General features: G+C 71.8%; 18 protein-coding genes and 2 tRNA genes. 9 read left to right on the top strand and 11 right to left on the bottom strand.

Going from position 1 to position 19886, the window contains the following annotated elements:
* Positions 1-9 precede the first annotated feature (9 nt).
* From ACFFIA_RS20985 to ACFFIA_RS20965, 5 genes are all read left to right on the top strand, one after another.
* Complete coding sequence (locus tag ACFFIA_RS20985) at positions 10-1539, top strand: CYTH and CHAD domain-containing protein (RefSeq protein ID WP_377253244.1); 1530 nt, start codon at positions 10-12, stop codon at positions 1537-1539.
* Positions 1527-2417 (top strand): bifunctional NUDIX hydrolase/histidine phosphatase family protein, encoded by an 891-nt coding sequence (locus tag ACFFIA_RS20980; protein ID WP_377253243.1) that lies wholly within the window; start codon positions 1527-1529, stop codon positions 2415-2417. The genes ACFFIA_RS20985 and ACFFIA_RS20980 overlap by 13 nt, the downstream gene beginning before the upstream one ends.
* An 80-nt stretch (positions 2418-2497) precedes the next feature.
* Positions 2498-3703 (top strand): sensor histidine kinase, encoded by a 1206-nt coding sequence (locus ACFFIA_RS20975; protein WP_377253242.1) that lies wholly within the window; start codon positions 2498-2500, stop codon positions 3701-3703.
* A gap of 3 nt (positions 3704-3706) precedes the next feature.
* Positions 3707-4393, top strand: a complete 687-nt coding sequence (locus tag ACFFIA_RS20970) for a response regulator (protein WP_377253241.1) — start codon at positions 3707-3709, stop codon at positions 4391-4393.
* 72 nt (positions 4394-4465) lie between these two features.
* Positions 4466-6541: an MMPL family transporter gene (locus tag ACFFIA_RS20965; RefSeq protein ID WP_377253240.1), complete on the top strand. Its 2076-nt coding sequence runs from the start codon at positions 4466-4468 to the stop codon at positions 6539-6541.
* A 79-nt stretch (positions 6542-6620) separates the two neighbouring features.
* Here the strand turns inward: ACFFIA_RS20965 and ACFFIA_RS20960 are convergent, their stop codons facing one another.
* From ACFFIA_RS20960 to leuC, 3 genes are all read right to left on the bottom strand, one after another.
* Entirely contained in the window at positions 6621-7139 is a 519-nt protein-coding gene (locus ACFFIA_RS20960; RefSeq protein ID WP_377253238.1) for an HU family DNA-binding protein, read from the bottom strand.
* A 176-nt stretch (positions 7140-7315) separates the two neighbouring features.
* Positions 7316-7903 carry a 3-isopropylmalate dehydratase small subunit gene (gene leuD, locus ACFFIA_RS20955; protein ID WP_377253237.1) on the bottom strand — a complete coding sequence of 196 codons (588 nt, stop codon included), beginning with the start codon at positions 7901-7903 and terminating at the stop codon, positions 7316-7318.
* A 27-nt stretch (positions 7904-7930) separates the two neighbouring features.
* Entirely contained in the window at positions 7931-9379 is a 1449-nt protein-coding gene (leuC, locus tag ACFFIA_RS20950; protein WP_377253236.1) for a 3-isopropylmalate dehydratase large subunit, read from the bottom strand.
* A 49-nt stretch (positions 9380-9428) separates the two neighbouring features.
* On the opposite strand from leuC, the gene ACFFIA_RS20945 reads away from it, so the two are divergent.
* Entirely contained in the window at positions 9429-10115 is a 687-nt protein-coding gene (locus tag ACFFIA_RS20945; RefSeq protein WP_173159014.1) for an IclR family transcriptional regulator, read from the top strand.
* 1121 nt (positions 10116-11236) lie between these two features.
* Here the strand turns inward: ACFFIA_RS20945 and ACFFIA_RS20940 are convergent.
* The 3 genes from ACFFIA_RS20940 to ACFFIA_RS20930 all read right to left on the bottom strand — a co-directional run bounded on the left by ACFFIA_RS20940 (position 11237) and on the right by ACFFIA_RS20930 (position 12330).
* Positions 11237-11309 (bottom strand) — tRNA-Glu (locus ACFFIA_RS20940).
* 92 nt (positions 11310-11401) lie between these two features.
* Positions 11402-11473: transfer RNA gene (locus ACFFIA_RS20935), tRNA-Gln, on the bottom strand.
* Between the two features lie 80 nt (positions 11474-11553).
* Positions 11554-12330 (bottom strand): fumarylacetoacetate hydrolase family protein, encoded by a 777-nt coding sequence (locus ACFFIA_RS20930; RefSeq protein ID WP_377253235.1) that lies wholly within the window; start codon positions 12328-12330, stop codon positions 11554-11556.
* A 23-nt stretch (positions 12331-12353) separates the two neighbouring features.
* Between ACFFIA_RS20930 and ACFFIA_RS20925 the strand changes: the two genes are divergently transcribed.
* Entirely contained in the window at positions 12354-13289 is a 936-nt protein-coding gene (locus ACFFIA_RS20925; RefSeq protein ID WP_377253234.1) for a 3-methyladenine DNA glycosylase, read from the top strand.
* On the opposite strand, the gene arfB is transcribed toward ACFFIA_RS20925, so the two are convergent.
* Together arfB and ACFFIA_RS20915 are read right to left on the bottom strand one after the other, a co-directional pair.
* On the bottom strand, positions 13252-13683 hold the full coding sequence (gene arfB / locus ACFFIA_RS20920) for an alternative ribosome rescue aminoacyl-tRNA hydrolase ArfB (protein ID WP_377253233.1): 432 nt from the start codon (positions 13681-13683) through the stop codon (positions 13252-13254). The two genes, ACFFIA_RS20925 and arfB, sit on opposite strands and share 38 nt — an antisense overlap.
* 5 nt (positions 13684-13688) lie before the next feature.
* Positions 13689-14372, bottom strand: a complete 684-nt coding sequence (locus tag ACFFIA_RS20915; protein ID WP_377253232.1) for a hypothetical protein — start codon at positions 14370-14372, stop codon at positions 13689-13691.
* A gap of 122 nt (positions 14373-14494) precedes the next feature.
* Here ACFFIA_RS20915 and ACFFIA_RS20910 point away from each other — a divergent pair, with 122 nt between their 5' ends.
* Both ACFFIA_RS20910 and ACFFIA_RS20905 read left to right on the top strand, forming a co-directional pair.
* A complete protein-coding gene (locus ACFFIA_RS20910) occupies positions 14495-15514 on the top strand; it encodes a pectate lyase family protein (protein WP_377253231.1) in 1020 nt (339 codons plus the stop codon).
* 12 nt (positions 15515-15526) lie between these two features.
* A complete protein-coding gene (locus tag ACFFIA_RS20905; RefSeq protein WP_377253229.1) occupies positions 15527-17119 on the top strand; it encodes a pectate lyase family protein in 1593 nt (530 codons plus the stop codon).
* On the opposite strand, the gene ACFFIA_RS20900 is transcribed toward ACFFIA_RS20905, so the two are convergent.
* Genes ACFFIA_RS20900 through ACFFIA_RS20890 form a run of 3 tightly spaced genes read right to left on the bottom strand, consistent with a single transcriptional unit; the run spans position 17101 to position 19880 of the window.
* Positions 17101-18315: a sensor histidine kinase gene (locus tag ACFFIA_RS20900; protein ID WP_377253228.1), complete on the bottom strand. Its 1215-nt coding sequence runs from the start codon at positions 18313-18315 to the stop codon at positions 17101-17103. The two genes, ACFFIA_RS20905 and ACFFIA_RS20900, sit on opposite strands and share 19 nt — an antisense overlap.
* The gene (locus tag ACFFIA_RS20895; RefSeq protein ID WP_377253227.1) at positions 18315-18995 is read right to left on the bottom strand and encodes a response regulator transcription factor; all 681 of its coding nucleotides are present in this window, start codon (positions 18993-18995) and stop codon (positions 18315-18317) included. Before ACFFIA_RS20895 ends, ACFFIA_RS20900 begins: the two co-directional genes overlap by 1 nt.
* 9 nt (positions 18996-19004) lie before the next feature.
* Complete coding sequence (locus tag ACFFIA_RS20890) at positions 19005-19880, bottom strand: S1C family serine protease (protein WP_377253226.1); 876 nt, start codon at positions 19878-19880, stop codon at positions 19005-19007.
* Positions 19881-19886 lie beyond the last annotated feature (6 nt).

The following is a 19886-nucleotide window of genomic DNA, read 5'->3' as shown; positions in this document are numbered from 1 at the left end:
GCTGATCGGATGCTGGAGGAGGAACGCAAGTACGAGGTGGAGCCGCGCTTCACGCTGCCCGACCTGACCGCGTGCCTGCCCTCCGACGGGCAGGTCGAGGAGCGGCCGCCGGTCACACTCACCGCCACCTACTTCGATGCCCCCGACCTTCGCCTGGCCCGCGCCGGCGTCTCGCTGCGCTACCGCAAGGGCGACGCCGAGCCGTGGACGGTCAAGCTGCCCGCCGAGACTCCCGGCGTCCGGCACGAGATCTCCCGCGGCGGCGCTCCCGGCACGCCACCGGCCGAGCTGGTCTTGCTCGTCACCGCGTACTCGCGGGGCGCCGAGCTGGCACCGGCCGCGGTGGTGCGCACCATCCGCCGGGCGTACCACCTGCGCGACGCCGACGGCCGGCTCCTCGCCGAGCTGGCCGACGACGCGGTCTCGGTGCTCGAAGACCGCAAGGTGCGGTCGAGGTTCCGCGAGATCGAGGTGGAGCGCAAGGGCGGCGGCCGCAAGCTGCTCGACAAGGTGGAGGTGGTGCTGCGCGAGGCCGGCGCGGTGGCGGGCGGCTTCACGCCCAAGCACGTGCGCGCGCTCGGCGACGCGGCGGCCAGTCCGCCCGACCTGGTACGCGCAACCGACCTGCCCCGCAAGCCAAAGGCCGACGAGGTGGTCACCGCCGCCATCCGCAAGGGCATCGAGCGGATCCTGACGCACGACCCGCTGGTGCGGCTGCGCGCCCCGGTCGGCGACAACGACACCGCCGTGCACCAGATGCGGGTCGGCTGCCGGCGCCTGCGCAGCGACCTGAAGACGTTCGGCCCGCTGGTCGACCGCGCGTGGGCCAAGCCGCTCCGCGACGAGCTGGGCTGGGTCGCCGGCCTTCTGGGCGGCGCCCGCGACGCCGAGGTGCTGCGCGCGCGGCTGCGCCGCACGGCGTCCGCCGACCCGCTCAGCCCGCCCGACGAGGCCGCCGTCGCGCGGATCGACGCCGACCTCGCCGCCCGCCACGAGGAGGCGCTGGTCACACTCGACGAAGGGCTGCGCTCCGACCGGTACGCGAAGCTTGTCGACAGCCTCGTCGCCGCGTCCCGCGAGCCGCACCTGACGCCGCTCGCCCGTGAGCGCGCGCTCGACGTGCTGCCCCGGCTGGTGTCCCGGCCGTGGCGCACCTTCGCGCTCGGTGCGAAGGGCGTCGACGGCGCGGCCGACCTCGACCCGTACGCGCCGGACGAGCAGTGGCACTCGGTGCGGATCAACGGCAAGCGCGCGCGGTACGCGGTCGAGGCCGTCGCGGGCGTGCTCGGCGGCGCCGCGCCAGAGCTGGCCAAGGCCCTCGCCGGCGTGCAGGATCTGCTCGGCGAGCACCAGGACGCGGCGACCGCCGCCGAGACGTGGCTCGGCATCGCGGCCACCGATCCGGACGACCACACCCTCGCGGTGACCGCGGGCCGGCTCTTCGAGCGCGAGCGCACCGCGATCCGCGGCGTGCGGGCCGACTTCCCCGAAGCCTGGCGCAAGGCCACGAAGCCCCGGATGACAGATTGGCTGCCGTAGGCACGGTCCGGGCCGCCGGCGGCGTCGTCTGGCGGCCCGGAGTGCGCGGCGGCGTCGAGGTGTGCCTCGTGCACCGGCCGCGCTACGACGACTGGTCGCTGCCCAAGGGCAAGCTCCACGCCCGTGAGCATCCCCTCGCCGCCGCCGTGCGCGAGGTGGCGGAGGAGACCGGGGTATCCGGCCAGCCCCAGGTCCGCCTCCCCTCCATCCGGTACTGGCGCGACGGGCAGCCGAAGGTCGTCGACTACTGGTCGATGCGCATGCTGTCGGCGACGCGCTTCCGGCCCAACGCCGAGGTGGACGGGCTCCGGTGGGTCTCCACCAACACGGCAGAGCGCCTGCTCACGTACGACCACGACGCGCGCGTGCTGCGCCACTTCGCGAGCCTGCCGAGGATCACCGCCGCGGTCGCGCTCGTACGGCACGCGCTGGCGGGCAAGCGGGGCGACTGGCGCGGCCCGGACGGCGCGCGTCCGCTCGACCCGGCCGGGCTGGCCCAGGCGCGGACGCTCGCGCCGGTGCTGGCCGCCGTGGCGCCGGAGCGGATCCTCTCCGCCTCGGTCCGCCGGTGCATCGAGACGGTGGAGCCGGTGGGCGCCCGGCTCGACCTGCCGATCGAGGTCGACGCCGCGTTCAACGAGCCGAAGCCGGGGCAGGAGCCCGCCGACGTCGCGGCCGAAGCAGCCGCCCGGCTCGCCGCGCTGGCCACCGAGTACGGAGCGGTCGTCGTGTGCAGCCAGGGCAAGGTGATCCCGCCGGCGCTGGCCCGGCTGTCCCGGCTGGGCTCCGCGAAGGCGTGGGCCACGCCCAAGGGCACCGGCTGGCTGCTCGCCTTCGCCGGTACGCATCTGGCCGGCGCCGACCGGCTCACCGTCTGAGCGGATCCCCCAGCGGGGATACCCGGGCCTCGCTCCTGGGAGGGAGGCGGAGGGTCGCCGGCGCGGGTGATACTGCGACCGTGAGCGAGCGCGTGAGGTGGCTGGAGACGCTACGCGACCGCACGGCGGCGGTGCCGGCGCGCGTCATCGACGCCGGCGTCGCGCTGCTGTGCTACGGGCTCCTGGCCGTCTCCGTCAGTGGCCACGAGGAGGCTCGGCCGCTCCCGCTGGTGCTGGCCGCCATCGCGACGATCCCGCTCGTCTGGCGGCGCCGATGGCCCCTGCCGGTCATGTGTGTGTGCGGGGTCGCCACCGTCGTGTTCACGATCCGCTACGGGCTCAACGACCCGCCCTACGGCCAGCTTGTCGCGACGTACACGGTCGCCGCGTTCAGCGGCCCGCTCGCCCGCACGGCTGGCGTGGTCGGCACGGTGGCCGGCGTCGGGTTCTCGTTCATCGGGCATCCGGACAAGCTCGTGCAGTTGCCGATCGTCGGGCTGCTCTTCATCGGGGCCTACTCGTTGGGCACCGGCGCCCGCGCCCGCCACGTCCGCATCGCGCTGCTCGAGGAGCGCAACCGGCGGCACGCCGAGGAGCGTGAGGCGGCCGCGGCCCGCGAGCGGGAGCGGATCGCCCGCGACATGCACGACATCCTGGCCCACTCGATCAGCCTCATCGCCGTGCAGGCCGAGGCCGGGCCTGTGCTCGTGCGGTCCGATCCGGCGCGCGCCGAGCGGGTCTTCGACACGATCGGGCAGACCGCCCGCGAGGCGCTCACCCAGTTGCGCCGCACGCTCGGCATCCTGCGCGGCGAGGCGGGCAGCCGCGCGCCACAGCCCGATCTGGACGGCCTGACGGCTCTCGCCGATCGGGCCCGCGAGGCTGGTCTGGCCGTCGCGGTCGAGGAGCGCGGCGACAAGCGGCCCCTCCCGCCGGAGCTTGGCCTGACCGCCTACCGCGTGGTCCAGGAGTCCCTGACCAACGTCGTCCGCCACGCCGCCGCCAAGCGGGTCTGGATCCGGCTCGACTGGGCCGCTGACCAGCTCGGCGTCGAGGTGCGCGACGATGGGCGGGGTCCGTCGAGCGGCGACGGCAACGGAGGTGGGCACGGCATCGTGGGCATGCGCGAGCGGGTCGCCGCCGTCGGCGGCGCACTGCGCGCCGGCCCCGGTCCGGGGGGCACCGGCTTCCAGGTCACCGCCACGATGCCGGTCGAGGTCGGGGAGCCGCACGGCACGACGCCACCTCCAGTGCCGCACGAGCGAGCGGACGAGGGAGTGCGGTAGGCGATGGCTGACCCGCTGCGGGTGCTCGTCGTCGACGACCAGGCGTTGGTGCGCGACGGCTTCAGCGTCATTCTGGACGCCCAACCCGACATCACGGTGGTTGGGGAGGCCGGCGACGGCGAAGAGGCCGTCAGCGCGGCTCTGACGCTGCGCCCCGACGTCGTCCTGATGGATGTCCGCATGCCCAAGCTCGACGGCATCGGCGCCACCGCCCGCATCTCCGCCGAGACCGACGCGCGCGTGCTGGTGCTCACCACGTTCGACGTCGACGAGTACGTCTACGACGCGCTGCACGCCGGCGCGAGCGGCTTCCTGCTCAAAGACATGCGCCGCGACGAGCTCGTCTCCGCGGTGCGCACGATCGCGTCTGGCGAGGCGCTGCTCGCGCCGACGGTCACGCGCCGGCTGATCGCCGAGATGGTCGACCGAGGGCGGGCCGCACCGGCCGGCCGGCGCCCCGAGGGGCGGCTGGCCGCGTTGACCGCGCGCGAGACCGACACGCTGCGCCTGGTCGCCCGCGGCCTCTCCAATGCCGAGATCGCCGCCGAGATGTTCGTGACCGAGCACACCGTCAAGACCCACGTGAGCAACCTGCTGACCAAGCTCGGCCTGCGCGACCGCGTGCAGGCGGTGGTCCTCGCGTACGAGTCCGGGCTCGTCGTGCCGGGCTCGGCTCCGTCCCAAGGCTGAGGCGCGACTCCACTCCTGACGGCGATCCGCGGCGGGGTTCAGCGGACGAGCATCAGCACCATGCTTACCTCAGTGACAGGATTCGCGATCCGGCGGCCGCGCCTGGTGGTGGTGGCCTGGCTCCTCGTGCTGGTCGCCGGCTTCGGCATCGGCATCGGCGTCTTCGAGCGGCTCACCGGCGACATCAACTCAGGCTCCGGCACCGAGTCGGCCCGCGCGGACGACCGCCTCGCCGCCACCGGCCCGGAGCAGCCCACCCTCACCGCGATCGTGCACGGGAAGCCGGCGGACGACCCGGCCGTCCAAGCGGAGGTGGACGGCGCGATCGCCGACATACGCGCGATCCCCGGCGTCGTCGCGGTCAGCCCGCCCCAGCCGTCCGCGCAGACCGGCGAGGCCCTGATCCTCAGCATCACGCTGCGGTCCGACGACGAGACCGACGCGGCGGAGGCGGCGGCCGAGCGGTTGCGCGAGATCTCCGCGGCGCAGGTCGCCGTCTCCGGCGGGCCGCTCAGCGATGAGGAGTACGGCGCTCAGGCCGAGGAGGACGTGCAGCGCGCGGAGATGCTCACCACCCCGGTGGTACTCATCCTGCTGCTGCTCATCTTCGGCGGTCTCATCGCGGCCGGGCTGCCGCTGCTGATCGCGGTCGCCGGCGTGGGCGGCACGTTCGGCATCCTCTTCGCTTTCTCCGAGGTGACCGACGTATCCGTGTACGCCATCCAGGTGACCACGATGCTGGCGGTGGGCCTCGGCGTGGACTACGCGCTGCTGATGGTGAGCCGCTTCCGTGAGGAGCGCGCGGTCGACCCGGACGTACGCGTCGCCGCGACCCGCACCGCCGCGACCGCCGGCCGCACCGTGCTCTTCGCCGGGCTGACCGTCGCGCTCGCCCTCGCCGGCCTGGTCGTCTTCTCCGACCCGTTCCTGCGCTCGATGGGCCTGGCCGGCCTCGCGGTCGTCCTGGTGGACATGCTCGCCGCGCTCACGCTGCTCCCCGCGCTGCTGGTGCTCTTCGGCCACCGGGTCAAGCCGGCCAAGGAGCGCGCCCGCGGCGGCTTCCTCGCCCGGATGGTACGCGGTGTGCAGCGGCGCCCGCTGGTGACGTTGGTCGCGACCGGGGCCGCGCTGGTCTTCGTCGCGCTGCCGGCACTCGACCTGCGGCTCGGCGTCGGCGATCCGCGTATGCTGCCGACCGATTCGAGCACTCGCCAGATGTACGACGCGCTGGCGACGCACTACCCCGAGGGGAACGCGCCAGAGCCGATCGAGGCGGTGGCCGCCGCGCCCTCCACCGATCGCGGTATCGCCGCGCTGCGCGACCAGATCGCCGGCGTCGCGGGTATCACGCGCGTGGAGGCGGTACCGGCGGGAGGGGACATGACGGTGCTGAACGCGTACCCGTCGGACATCACCCCGTCGGACTCGACGAAGGACGCGGTGAGCGCGATCCGCGACCTGCCCGCGCCGTTCGAGGTGTTGGTGACCGGCGACGCGGCACGGCTGGTGGACTACGAGGAGATGCTGGTCGACCGGGCGCCGTGGGCGATCGGTGTGGTGGTGATCGGCACGCTGCTGCTGCTCTTCGCCTTCACCGGCTCGGTGCTGTTGCCGATCAAGGCTGTGCTCACCAACGCGCTCAGCATCGGTGCCGCACTCGGTGCGGTCGTGTGGGTCTTCCAGCAGGGCAATCTGGCCGGGATCTTCGGTACGAGCGGACTGGGCTACCTCAACCTCACGGTGCCGGTGCTCGTCGCGGCGATCGCGTTCGGGCTCTCGGTCGACTACGAGGTCTTCCTGCTCTCCCGCATCCGCGAACGCTGGCTGGCCGGCGTGCCCGCCGATCGCGCGGTGGCCGAGGGCATCCAGCGCACCGGCCGCATCATCACCTCGGCGGCGTTGCTTCTCGTGGTGGTGTTCGCCGGGTTCCTGATCGGCGGTTTCGTACCCATCAAGGGAATCGGCCTGGGGCTCGTGCTCGCCGTCGCGCTCGACGCGACCGTGGTACGGATGCTTCTGGTACCGGCCACCATGACGCTCCTCGGCCGGTACAACTTCTGGGCGCCAGGGCCGCTGGGCCGCCTGCACAAGCGGATCGAGGTACGGGAGGAAAGCGCCGAGCCAGAGCGGGAGCCCGCACTCGTCTGACCACGCGTTCGCCCGGAACACGCGCGCACACAGAAAAGGAGGGCATCCCGATCAGCGGATGCCCTCCTTCGCCGCTTGCTCAGCGCTTCGGCGCGGCCTTCCGGGCCGGAGCCTTCTTGGCGGGGGCCTTCTTGGCCGCCGCCGTCGCGCGGGCGGTGGTGCTCTTGGTCGCGGCCTTCTTCGCGGGGGCGGCAGCGGCCTTCTTGGTCGCCGTAGCCTTCGCCGGGGCGGCGGCCTTCTTGGTGGCGGCCTTGGCCGTGGTGGCCTTGGCGGTGGTCGCCTTCGCGGCGGTGGTCTTCTTGGCGGCGGCCACCTTCGGCACGCGGCCGCTCGCGACCATCTCCTTGAAGCCGGCGCCGGCGCGGAAGGCCGGAACCGACGTCTTCTTCACCTTCACCGCTTCGCCGGTCCGCGGGTTGCGAGCTGTTCGCGCACCGCGGACCCGCTTCTCGAAGACGCCGAAACCGGTGATCGCCACCCGGTCGCCCTTGGTTACAGCCTGCTGAACCTCCGTCAGCACCGCGTCCAGCGCCGCCGTCGCCGCCTTCTTGTCTCCCAAGCGGGCGGCGAGCGCCTCGATGAGCTCGGCCTTGTTCACGACTTCCCTCCCGTACCTAACTTTGGACTCAACTCGAGCCATTCTGCGCGCACCGTATGCCCTTTGCCCAGTCTGAGCAAACATCCCCGCGAAAAAAGCCGTTGTGTCGTAACGGATTCGCCCCTGTCGGATGATCCGACAGGGGCGAAAACGGCCAGGTAAGGGCTGCGCGATGGTTACGAAACCACTGGCAGGAAGGGGAGACGACGCTCTTCGTAGGCGCTGATGGCGTCCTCGTGCCGCAGCGTCAGTCCAATGTCGTCCAATCCCTCGAGCAGCCGCCAGCGGCTGAAATCGTCGAGTGGAAACGACCAAGTGGCATCGTCGGCCCTGACCTCGCGGGCCGTCAGGTCGACCGTGACCTGCGCGGTCGGGTCGCGCTCGAGCAGGTCCCACAGCGCTTCCACAGCCTTGAGTTCGAGCTCCACGGGCAACAACCCCTCCTTCAAGGCGTTGCCCCGGAAGATGTCCCCGAACCGCGGCGAGATGACCGCCCGGAAACCGTAGTCACGCAACGCCCACACGGCGTGCTCGCGCGACGACCCGGTGCCGAACTCCGGCCCCGCCACGAGGACGGAGGCGCCCGAGTACGCCGGGTTGTTGAGCACGAAGCCCGGATCCTCGCGCCACGCGTTGAACAGCCCGTCCTCGAAGCCGGTGCGGGTCACCCGCTTCAGGTAGACGGCGGGGATGATCTGGTCGGTATCCACGTTGGACCGGCGAAGTGGGACGCCGGTGCCCGTGTGCACGGTGAACTTGTCCATGTACGTACTTCTCCCCTGGAGGAACGCCTAGTTGAGATCGGCGGGCGCGGCGAGGCGGCCCACGACGGCGGTTGCGGCGGCGACCGGGGGCGAGACGAGGTGGGTACGCCCACCACGGCCCTGCCGGCCCTCGAAGTTGCGGTTGGAGGTGGACGCCGAGCGCTCACCGGGCTTGAGCGTGTCCGGGTTCATGCCCAGGCACATCGAGCAGCCGGCGAAGCGCCACTCGGCGCCCGCCTCGGTGAACACCTTGTCCAGCCCTTCGTGCTCGGCCGCCTCGCGTACGGCGGCGGAACCGGGCACCACGAGCATGCGTACGCCGTTGGCGACCTTGTGCCCCCGGAGCACCTCGGCGGCGGCCCGCAGGTCTTCCAGGCGGCCGTTGGTGCACGAGCCGACGAAGACCACGTCGACCGGGATGTCGCGCAGCCGCGTGCCCGGCTCCAGCGCCATGTACTCCAAGGCGCGGCGGGCGGCCGAGCGCTCGACCTCCTCGACGAACTCCTCCGGGTCCGGCACGGCGCTGTCGAGCGCGGAGCCCTGTCCCGGGTTGGTGCCCCACGTGACGAACGGGCTGATCTCCGCGGCGTCCAGCACCACCTCGGTGTCGAACGTGGCGCCCTCGTCGGTCACCAGACCACGCCAGTGCGCCACCGCGGCGTCCCACGCCTCGCCCTGCGGCGCGTTGGGGCGCCCCTTGAGGTACGCGAACGTGGTCTCGTCGGGCGCGATCATCCCGGCCTTGGCGCCCCACTCGATCGACATGTTGCAGATCGTCATGCGCCCTTCCATGGAAAGCGCGCGGATGGCGTCGCCGCGGTACTCCACGACGTGGCCGCGCCCGCCGCCGGTGCCCACCTTGGCGATGAGCGCCAGCACCAGATCCTTGGCCGTCACGCCGGGGGCGAGCGTGCCGTTGACCGTCACCGCCATCGTCTTCGGGCGCGCCTGGGGCAGCGTCTGTGTGGCGAGCACGTGCTCCACCTCACTCGTGCCGATACCGAACGCCAGCGCGCCGAACGCGCCGTGCGTCGCGGTGTGCGAGTCGCCACACACGATCGTGAGACCGGGCTGGGTGAGGCCGAGCTGCGGACCGATCACGTGCACGATGCCCTGCTGGGCGTCGCCCAACGGGTGCAGCTTCACGCCGAACTCGGCGCAGTTGCGGCGCAGCGTCTCGATCTGCGTGCGCGACGTGGGATCCGAAATCGTGAGCAGATCGCCGCGGCGGCTGTTGAACGACGGATCCTCGTACCCCGTCGGCGTGTTGTGGTCTTCGGTCGCGAGCGTGAGATCTGTGCGTCGGACGCTCCGCCCGGCCATCCGCAGGCCGTCGAACGCCTGCGGGCTGGTCACCTCGTGCAGCAGGTGAAGGTCGATGAACAGCAGATCCGGCTCACCCTCGGCGGATCGCACCACGTGGGCGTCCCAAACCTTCTCGGCGAGGGTCCGTGGTTTCTGCGTGTCTCCCACCATCTGGACATCCTAAATTCTGGGAGGTATGTTTCGGCTTGTGGGACACAGTATGAGCGGTGTCGGCGTTCTCGACAAGGCAGTGGTCATCCTGGCCGCCTGTGTCGACGGCGCCAGCTTGGCCGAACTCGTCGAGCGCACCAAGCTGCCCCGGGCCACCGCGCACCGGCTGGCACAGGCGCTGGAAATCCACCGGATGCTAGTCCGCGACACACAGGGCCGCTGGCGTCCGGGGCCACGCCTTGGCGAACTCGCCAACGCCGCGCCCGACGTTCTGCTGACCGCCGCCGAGCCGCTCCTCTCCGCACTCCGTGACGCCACAGGCGAAAGCGCCCAGCTGTACCTGCGCCGTGCGGACGAACGGATCTGCGTCGGTGCGGCCGAGCGCGCGAGTGGCCTGCGCGACACAGTGCCCGTCGGCGCGGTGCTCCCGATGACCGCCGGCTCGGCCGCACAGGTGCTGCTCGCTTGGGAGCCGCCCGAGGCCGTGATGCCACTGTTGCCACGGTGCAAGTTCACCGGCCGCACACTCGCCGAGGTACGCCGGCGCGGCTGGGCGCAGAGCGTCGCCGAGCGCGAGGCCGGCGTGGCAAGCGTTTCCGCCCCGATCCGCGACCGCACCGGCCGCGTTATCGCCGCCATCAGCGTCTCCGGCCCGATCGAGCGCCTGGGCCGCCGCCCCGGCGACCGCCACGCGATGGCGGTGGTACGCGCCGGGCAACGCTTGAGCGGCCTCTGACAGGCATCCTGGCGCACGCTTCGCGGTGCGGCTCGGGGGTTTGTCGCGCCTCACGGTTCGCGCTGACCTCACACGTCGCACCGCGCGCGTCGTTTCCTCGGTCCGGCTTTGCTTCGCGCGGTTTCCGTTGGTGTTCTCCGTTGCTTGGGCGGTGGCCGCTCTCCGCGCGGTCCTTGTGCGCCGCCTTGGCAGTTGCGCTCCCGCGTTGAGGCGCCGCCGCGCGGGCGTTGACGCTCTGGGGCGTGGGCGTGGGCGTGGGCGCGGGCGCGGGCGCGGGCGCTTTCGCGCGGCCTCCCGCTGTTTGTGGGCTTGAGCGCTCTCGTGCGGCCTCCGCTGTTTGCGTGCCAGCCTTGAGAGTGCTGCTCCGCCGGCCTCGGGGTTCCGGCGCGGCCCTGGGCGCCTCCACGCTTACCGTGCGACCCCTGGCTGTTTGCCGCGCTGGCGTTGAGCACTACCGCGTGTTTCCCATGAGGGCCTTGGGCGCTGTCGCCCCAGCGTCGGACGCGAGCGCGCGGCCATTCCCGCTCCGGTACGCGCCGTGCGCGCTTCCGCGCGGCGTCGAGCACCTTCCACGCGGGCATCGTGCGCTGCTACGGCTGCTGCTTCCACGCGGGCCTCGCACGCTTTACACCGGGCGCCTCCATGCCGCCGTCGACCGCCTCCACTCGTCCTTGAGCGATACCGCAGAGGCGTCGGGCGCTGCCCGCCAGCCCTCGGCTTCGGCACCGCCTTGCTGTTCCGCGCGAAAATCTGAGAGCTTCCCACGACCGCCAGCCGTGGCTCGCCTTCCGCTTCGGCCACGCGGAGGTCTCCGCAAGGCTCTGCCACTCGTTCGCATCCCGGCGTATGCGTGACTGCTCCGCCCTTGTAGCACCGCTCGTCCTTCGCCACGCGGCGAAACAGCCTCCGACGGTCATGGTCAGGAAGCCGCCACGACCGCAAGCCCCGGCGGGCCGATAGCGAGACCGCAACACCGAGCACACCACAGCGAGGCGCCCAGCGACCGGTGCCCCAAACCGCCGCACACGAGAAGCCCGCGCCCGAGCGCGAGCAAAGCCGGCGCGCAAGAAAGCCGGCACGCAAGAAAAAGGCCCGCACTCCAAAGAGTGCGGGCCCAAATGTAGCCCCGACCGGATTCGAACCGGCGCTACCGCCTTGAGAGGGCGGCGTCCTAGGCCGCTAGACGACGGGGCCAGGACTTTCTTTCTTTCCTCCGCTGCCCTTCCGGACAACGGTGCTGAACTCTACCAGAGGACCAGCACCGGCGCCTTAACGGACATCGGTTGCTGGGGTACCAGGACTCGAACCTAGACTAACGGAGCCAGAATCCGTCGGGCTGCCAATTACCCCATACCCCATTGGCACATGCCCATCGGGCCGCACCGAGGGGGAACTCTACCCGACCGCCCGGCCGCCCCCCAAATCGACCCGCTGGCGGTCACTCCAGTCCGACGACCGGATTGGCCAGGTCGCCGATGCCCTCCACGCGCACCGTGACCGTGTCACCAGCGGTGATGGGGCTCACGCCCGCCGGCGTGCCGGTCAGGATCACGTCGCCGGGCAGGAGCGTCATGACGTGCGACACGTACGAGACGAGGGTGGGCACGTCAAAGATCAGATCCTTGGTGCGGCCGAGCTGGCGCACCTCCTCGTTGACCTCGCACCGCACCTCGAGGTCGCTCACGTCGAGGCTGGTGGTGATCCACGGTCCCAGCGGGCAGAACGAGTCGAAGCCCTTCGCGCGGGTGAACTGCACGTCGGCCTTCTGCAGGTCGCGGGCGGTGACGTCGTTGGCGCAGGTGTACCCGAAAATGGCCCGCTCGGCGGTCGCACGGTCGGCGCGCCGCGCGCCTGGCGGGCCGATGACCACCGCGAGCTCGGCCTCGTGCTCGACCTGCTTGGACTGTGGTGGGAGCCGGATCGCGTCGCGCGGGCCGATCACCGAGGTGGAGGGCTTGAGGAAGAGCAGCGGCTCCTTCGGCACCTCGTTGCCCAGCTCGGCGGCGTGCTCGGCGTAGTTACGCCCGACGCACACCACCTTGCTCGGCAGGATCGGCGAGAGCAGCCGCACGTCGGCGAGGGCCCAGCGCTGCGTGGTGAACGAGATCTGCCCGAACGGATGACCCTCGATCTCGGCGACCGTCAGCCCGTCGGGGTCGCCCTCCACGACACCGAACGACATCCCACCGGCATGAACGAAACGAGCGATACGCACGACCGCCAACCTACCCTGGACGGATGCCAGGGTCTGATCCTCCAACCTCTGTGGCGCCGCGGCGGGCCCAGAGGACAACCTCCGCGGCACCGGGGCAGACCCAGCCGCCACGCCCGCGGACCCTGGTCCTGGAGGCCACCGAGTGGCGCGCTCGCCGTGCCACACACGAGGCCCGTGTGGACGCGTGGCTGGCCCCCCACCTGGCCCGCCGCCAGGCCGGCGAGAAGCATCCGGTGGAGGACTTCCTTTTCACGTACTACTCGTTTCGCCCGGCCCAGCTCCGGCGCTGGCATCCGGGCGCCGGCGTCACGCTGGAGGACGGGCTGCCGGACAAGGAGTACATCCAGACGGGCCAGGGCGTGATGCTCGACCCGACGGTGGCGGCCCGCAAGTCCACCGAGTGGATCGGCACGCTGCTGCGGCGCACGGCCGGCCGCCCGGCGCACTTCGGATGCTTCGGGATGCACGAGTGGGCGATGGTCTACCGCGCGGAGGGGGTACGCCACGAGCAGGTGCCGCTCCGCCTCTCCCCCGCCGAGACCGACCGTGTGGTGGACGACAACCGGGTACGGTGCAGCCACTTCGACGCGTTCCGCTTCTTCACGCCCGCCGCCCGCCCGCTCAACCTGCTCCAGCCCACGCGCGAGACCCAGCACGACAACGAGCAGCCGGGCTGCCTGCACGCCAACATGGACCTCTACAAGTGGGCGTACAAGCTGTCGCCGCTCGTCGCGAGTGAGCTGGTCGCCGATGCCTTCGCGCTGGCCCGGGACATCCGCGCGCTGGACATGCGGGCAAGCCCCTACGACCTCGCCGACCTCGGCTACGAGCCGGTGCGGGTGGAGACGCCGGAGGGGCGTGCGGAGTATGCCGCCGCGCAGCGCGCCTTCGCCGGCCGAGCGGCAGCTCTGCGCGCCCGGCTCATTGCTGCCCTCGATCGACTCGACGGCTCTTCTTGAGGTCGGAGCGGCGGCGCTTCTCGTCGAGCCGCCGCTGCTTGGCCGCCCGGCTCGGCTTGGTGGGCCGGCGCGGTGGCGGTGGCGGGGCGACCGCGGCGCGCAGCAGCTCCACCAGCCGCTCGCGCGCGGCCTCCCGATTGGCCAGCTGCGCCCGGTGCTCACTCGCCGCGATCGTGAGCACACCGTCGACGAGCCGCCCGGCCAGGCGGTCGAGCGCCCGGTCGCGCAGCGGCGGCGGCAGCGACGGCGAGCCGGCCACGTCGAACGACAGCTCGACCCGGCTGTCGGCCGTGTTGACGCCCTGCCCGCCGGGACCCGAGGAGCGGGAGAAGCGCTCGCGCAGCTCGCCGCAAGGGATCACCAGGCGGTCGGTCACGCGGAGTTCGTCTGCCACGCCCTCTAGTTAAGCGTGTTCACCGCGCGCGCGATGACCAGGATCACGATGAGGAACGACACGCCAGACTGCAACAGCATCGCCAGCTTCGCCCAGCGCGCCAGCGGCATCGTGTCGGTCGGGCTGAACGCGGTGGAGTTGGTGAACGCCAGGTACAGGTAGTCGACGAAGACCGGGCGCCACTCGCTGTGGGTGAGTTCGGGGGTGGTCATCTGCGGGAAGAGGAAGTCGAGGTGGATCTTCCGCGCGTTGGCGCGCGCGGCGGGGCCACCTCGGTCGGTGAGCCAGTACCAGACGGCGAAGACGATCACGTTGGTGAGCCAGATGATCCCGCCGCTGAGCAGTACGTGGCCGGGGTTGCCGCCCCGCTCGCCGTGTACCAGCGTCAGCACCAGCCGCCCGGTGGACCAGACCAGGGCCAGCGACGCCACGGCCACCAGCGCGATGCCGAGCACGCGCAGCGCCGCCGACTCGCGGTCGATCCGGAACGGGTTCACGACGAGCACACCGAGCAGTAGCGCGACCTCCACGGCCGGCAGGAGCCACTTCGGGTCGAACGCCAGGTCCTGCGGCGTCAGGAACTGGAGCACGATCGCGACACTGATCGCCACCGCGACCGGCCACCGGTGCTCACCGGGGTGCGGCCGCCGCCATGCCGGTTCGAGCGGTCGGCCACCGTGATCAGTCACGCGTCCATTGTGTACGCGATGACCGATTGACAACCCTGTTACGGCTTTCTATCGTGATTGGAAAGCGCTTTCCAATCACGAGGGTCTGCCACCTCGCCTCCCCCACGAAAGGCAGACCCCGCATGCCACCACTTCGCATGCTCCGACCCGGCGTCGCCGCGGTGCTGGTCGCCACCGGCCTCACCGTCGTGTCGCCCACCGCTCCGGCCCAGGCTGCCGACAGCGCCCCGATCGGCTTCGCGGCCGTCGACGCGCTCGGGCAGAACGGCACCACGGGCGGCGCCGGCGGCCCCACCGTCACGGCCACCACGACCGCGCAGTTCCTGGACTACATCGCGCGCCCCGGCCCGTACGTCATCCGGGTCTCCGGCACGATCACGCTGCCCAAGGGCAACAGCGACGGCATGCACAACGTGACCTCCGACAAGACCATCGTCGGCATCGGCGCGAACGCCCGGCTGGTCGGTGGCGGCCTCAACATCGGCCTGCCGGTCGACGACGACCTGACCAGCCCGCCCGCGAACGCGGTGCACAACGTGATCATCCGCAACATCACGCTGACGGGCGCCTCCGACGACCTGATCAACGTGCAGATGTTCACGCACCACGTGTGGATCGACCACAACGACTTCTCGAACGGGGACGACGGCGCGGTCGACATCAAGCGCGGCTCGGACTACGTCACGGTCTCCTGGAACCGCTTCTACGACCACGACAAGACCACGCTCGTCGGGCACGACGACGACAACGCCGCCCAGGACGCCGGCCGGCTGCGCGTGACGTACCACCACAACTTCTTCGACGGCTCGGACCAGCGCAACCCCCGGGTGCGCTTCTCCCCGCTGGTGCACGTCTACAACAACTACTACGACGACAACAGCTACGGCATCGCGTCGACGATGGACTCGGGCCTCTGGGTCGAGGGCAACTACTTCTACAGCGTCAACAACCCCGGCCGCGTCAACTTCAGCGGCGAGTTGGGCCGGCTGGTGCAGCGCGACAACATCCTCGTCGCCTGCAACCACCCCATCGAGGAGCGCGGCGGCGTGCCCGACCCGCGCACGTACTACGCGTACACCGCCGATCCCGCGTCCAGCGTCCCGTCGGTCGTCCCGGCCGGCGCCGGCGTCGGAAAGATCTGAGGAGGGCGACCCATGAAGCGACTCATCCCGATCGCCGCCGTCGCCTCGGCGGCCACGCTCGCCGCGGCGCTCCTCGGCTTCGCCGGCGGTGCGCAGGCCGCCACGCTCTTCGGCGACGACTTCGAAGACGGCGACAGCACCGGCTGGACCACGAGCGGCGGCACCTGGTCGGTCGCCACCGACGGCTCGCGCGTGCTGCGCCAGGCCGGTACGAGCAGCGACGCCCGCGCGCGGGCCGGCTCGGCCTCGTGGACCGACTACACGGTCACCGCCAAGGTCAGGCCCACCGCCTTCAGCGGCGGCAACCGCTTCGCCGCCGTGCTCGCCCGCACGCAGTCGGCCACCAGCTACTACTACGTGGCGCTGCGCTCCAACAACACGGTCGAACTCAAAAAGCTCGTCAACGGCACCGCCACCACGCTCGCCTCGACCTCGCTGGCGGTGTCGGCCGGCACCACGTACACGGTCAGCCTCCAGGTGGCCGGCTCGACGCTGCGCAGCACGGTCAACGGCGGCGCGGCGCTGACCGCCACCGACACCGCGTTCGCGGCCGGCGGCGTGGGCGTGGCCACCTTCTACACCGCGGCCAACTTCGACGACGTGTCGGTGCGGACGGCGACCGCGCCCACCACGCCACCGCCGAGCAGCCCGGCGCCCAGTACGCCGCCGCCCACCACACCACCGCCCACGACATCACCGCCCACGACGCCACCGCCGACCCCCGGCGGCGGGCCGATCGGGTTCGCCTCGCTCAACGCGCTCGGCCAGAACGGGACCACCGGCGGGGCTGGCGGGCGCACGGTCACCGCGACCAACGCCACCGAGTTCCTGGACTACATCGACAGCACCGAGACGCTGGTCATCCGGGTCGCCGGCCAGATCAACATCACCAGCAAGCAGGGGGTACGCCCCAACAAGACGATCATCGGCGTGGGCACCTCGGGCCACATCAACGGCGGCGGGCTGGACTTCTACCGCTCGTACAACGTGATCGTGCGGAACCTGCGCTTCACCAACGCGGAGGACGACGCGATCAACGTGGGCCAGGAGTCGCACCACATCTGGATCGACCACAACTCGTTCTCCGGCGCGGTCGACGGCTCGATCGACGTCGTCCGCGGCGCCGACTACGTCACAATCTCGTGGAACCACTTCGACCACGCCGACAAGAGCATGCTGATCAGCCACTCAGACGGCGCGGCCTCCACCGACATCGGCCACCTCAAGGTGACCATCCACCACAACTTCTTCGACAACAGCCGCCAGCGGCATCCGCGCATCCGCTTCGGCGAGCCGGTGCACGTGTTCAACAACTACTTCCTTGACAACGAGCTGTACGGCGTCGCCTCGGTGCAGCAGGCCGGTGCGGTGGTGGAGAACAACTACTTCGAGAACGTGCCGTTCCCGTGCTTCTCCGCCAGCGGGTACGCGGACAGCGGCCCGGGGCGGCTCGTGCACCGGGGCAACACGTTCGTCGGCTCGGGCACGTGCGAGGCGGCCGGCACGGTGGTCGAGCCGCGCACCTACTACTCGTACACGTTGGACAGTGCGGCCAGCGTGCCCGCCACGGTCCGCGCGGGCGCGGGCTACGGGAAGGTCAGCTGATCCGGCGGCGGTGAGCGCAGGGGCGACGCCGACGGCGCTGGGCTGTCGTCGGCGCGGTCCCGGGCCGGCAGCCACAGTACGAACGTGCTGCCGGCCCCCACCGACGAGAAGACCGCCACGTGACCGCCGTGCGACTCGGTGATCTGCCGCACGATGGCGAGACCGAGGCCCGTACGGCGATCCTGGGACGGATGGGCGCCCCGCCAGAAGCGGTCGAAGACGCGCGGCTGGTCGTCGTCGGGGATGCCCGGCCCCTCGTCCGCGACCGCCAGCCACAGCCAGCCGTCCCGCTCGCCGGCCGCCACGGTCACGGTGCCGCCCTCGGGCGAGAGGCGTACCGCGTTCGACAGCAGGTTTCCCGCCGCCCGGCGCAGCGCGTCGTGGTCGCCGATGAGCATCAGGTCGCCGCGCACGTCGTACCGCAGAAGGACACCGCGCCCGGCGGCGATGGCGGCGAAGTCCTCCCCCGCCTCGCGCGCGACGCCGCCGAGGTCGACGTCGGCGTCGGCGAGCGCGACCGCGTTGCGGCGCGCGGTGGCCAGCAGGTCCTCGACGAGCCGTGACATGCGCGTGGTGGCCCGGTCGATGACCGCGACCGCCCGCTCCCGCTCGGGCTCGGTCGCGTCGGGCGCGTCCATGAGCGAGGCGTCGAGGTTGGCCCGGATGACCGCGAGCGGGCTGCGCAGCTCGTGCGAGGCGTCGTCGATCAGCTGTCGCTGGGCCCGGAACGCCTCGTCCAGCCGGTCGAGCATCGAGTCGATCGTCTCGCCGAGGTCGCGCAACTCGTCCCGGGGGCCGGTGAGCCGGATCCGCCGGGACAGGTCGGTCGCCTGGATCTCCCGCGCGGTGCGGGCGATCGCGCCCACCGGCCGCAGCGCCCGCCCGGAGAGGACCCAACCGATGCCGAGGCTCGCGACGAAGAGGCCGCCGAGCGCGATCAGCGAGTAGTTGCGCATGGTCTCCAGCGTGCTGAAGTTGACCGCCGACTCGATCTCGTCCACCTCGGCGACGGTCATGGTGCCGGTGCGCACGCCGTACTTGTAGACGCCCGCCTCGTACGACTTAGTGATCGGCTTGGGGTCGGTGGTGCGCTCGACGGCCACGTACGTCACCACGAGCCCCGCGCCGGCCAGTGCGAAGAGCAGCGTCGAGTAGAGCACGGTGAGGCGGAACCGGATGGTCCGCACGAAACGCATCACGCCACCTCCCTGAGCCGGTAGCCGCGTCCCACGACCGTCTCGATCGGCTCACCGCCGAGCTTGCGGCGCAGCGTGCCCACCGTCACCCGGACCGTCTGGGTGAAAGGGTCGGCGTTTTCGTCCCACACGTGCTCGAGCAGCTCCTCCGCCGACACGACGTGCCCGGGGCGGGTCATGAGGTATTCGAGCACGCCGAACTCCTTCGGCGTCAGGTGCAGCGCGTCCCCGTCCACGCTCGCCTCGTGGCGGGCCACGTCGAGCCGGATGCCGCCCACCTCCAGCACAGCGGTGCCGCCGCCGGTGTCGCGGCGCAGCAGCGCCCGTACGCGCGCGAGCAGCTCGGCCAGCGCGAACGGCTTCACCAGGTAGTCGTCGGCCCCCTCGTCGAGCCCGCGCACCCGGTCGTGCAGCGCGCCCCGCGCGGTGAGCATCAGGATCCTCAGCTCGCTCCCGCCCTCCACCGGCACCTCGCCGCGCCGGATCGCGTGGCAAACGGCGAAGCCGTCGCCGTCGGGCAGGTTGATGTCGAGCAGCATCAGGTCGTACGCGTTGACGGCCAGGCGGTCGTACGCCTGCGCCGCGTCGCCGGCCATGTCGACGGCGTAGCCGGCACGAACCAGGCCGAGGCGCACGGCCTCGGCCAGGTCTTCTTCGTCTTCCACCACGAGGAGGCGCATGGCTGAACGCTATCCGCCGCCGCGGATGATTCGCTCAGCCGCTCGCTGAGCCTGGTCGATCGGGATGGCGAAGCCGATGCCGATGTTGCCGTTGCCATCCAGTGTGGCGATCGCGGTGTTCACGCCGACCACCTCACCCCGGGCGTTCACCAGCGGGCCGCCGGAGTTGCCGGGGTTGATCGAGGCGTCGGTCTGGATCGCGTTGCGCCGGGCCCCGGTGTTGCCGAGCCGCACCTGGCGGTCGAGCGCGCTCACGATCCCCGCGGTGACCGTGCCGGAGAGCCCGAGCGGCGAGCCGACGGCAAGCACCGGCTCGCCGACCCGGGTACTGCCGGGCTGCGCCAGCGCGAGAGGGCGCAGCCCGGACGTCGGATCCACGCGGAGGACGGCGATGTCGCTGCCGGGGTCGCGCCCCACGACCTCGGCGGCCAGCCGCCGCCCGTCCTGCCCCACGACAGTCACCGCGTCGCCGCTGGCGACCACGTGGTTGTTGGTGATGATGTGGCCCTGGTTGTCGACCGCGAAGCCGGAGCCGCCGGAGCGCCCGACCCGCACCTGCACCACTCCCGGCAGCGCGGTCGCCGCCGCGCCGACCAGGTCGTGCGGCACGCCGCCCTGGGCCGGTGGCGGTGCCGAGGTGGTGGGCGCCGGCGTCGCCGCGGCGGGCGCGGGGGCGTCGTCCGCCACCACGCCGCCGGCGATCGCGCCGGACGTCGCGGAGATCGCCACCACCGCCAGGCCCGCGAGCAGCAGGCGCGGCCACCGCGCGGGGTCACTCTTCGCGACCTCCCCGGGTACGGCGGGCCGGGGCGCGCCCCACGGGTCGAGGTCGGGCGAGATGAAGCCCGGGCCGCGCGGCTCGCCGAGTCCTCTTAGGTCAGTCACGTCAGC

Origin of the sequence: Phytohabitans kaempferiae (assembly GCF_042433955.1) — a bacterium.
Taxonomy (GTDB): Bacteria; Actinomycetota; Actinomycetes; order Mycobacteriales; family Micromonosporaceae; genus Phytohabitans; species Phytohabitans kaempferiae.
Note: the sequence above shows the minus strand (reverse complement) of the source record. Positions and strands in the feature narration are given on the sequence as shown.

Coding starts and splice junctions, on each gene's coding strand:
- ACFFIA_RS20985 (WP_377253244.1), top strand. CDS start 10: ATGCTGGAGGAGGAACGCAAGTACGAGGTGGAGCCGCGCTTCACGCTG.
- ACFFIA_RS20970 (WP_377253241.1), top strand. CDS start 3,707: ATGGCTGACCCGCTGCGGGTGCTCGTCGTCGACGACCAGGCGTTGGTG.
- leuD (WP_377253237.1), bottom strand. CDS start 7,903: ATGGACAAGTTCACCGTGCACACGGGCACCGGCGTCCCACTTCGCCGG.
- leuC (WP_377253236.1), bottom strand. CDS start 9,379: ATGGTGGGAGACACGCAGAAACCACGGACCCTCGCCGAGAAGGTTTGG.
- ACFFIA_RS20945 (WP_173159014.1), top strand. CDS start 9,429: ATGAGCGGTGTCGGCGTTCTCGACAAGGCAGTGGTCATCCTGGCCGCC.
- ACFFIA_RS20925 (WP_377253234.1), top strand. CDS start 12,354: ATGCCAGGGTCTGATCCTCCAACCTCTGTGGCGCCGCGGCGGGCCCAG.
- ACFFIA_RS20910 (WP_377253231.1), top strand. CDS start 14,495: ATGCCACCACTTCGCATGCTCCGACCCGGCGTCGCCGCGGTGCTGGTC.
- ACFFIA_RS20905 (WP_377253229.1), top strand. CDS start 15,527: ATGAAGCGACTCATCCCGATCGCCGCCGTCGCCTCGGCGGCCACGCTC.
- ACFFIA_RS20900 (WP_377253228.1), bottom strand. CDS start 18,315: ATGCGTTTCGTGCGGACCATCCGGTTCCGCCTCACCGTGCTCTACTCG.
- ACFFIA_RS20895 (WP_377253227.1), bottom strand. CDS start 18,995: ATGCGCCTCCTCGTGGTGGAAGACGAAGAAGACCTGGCCGAGGCCGTG.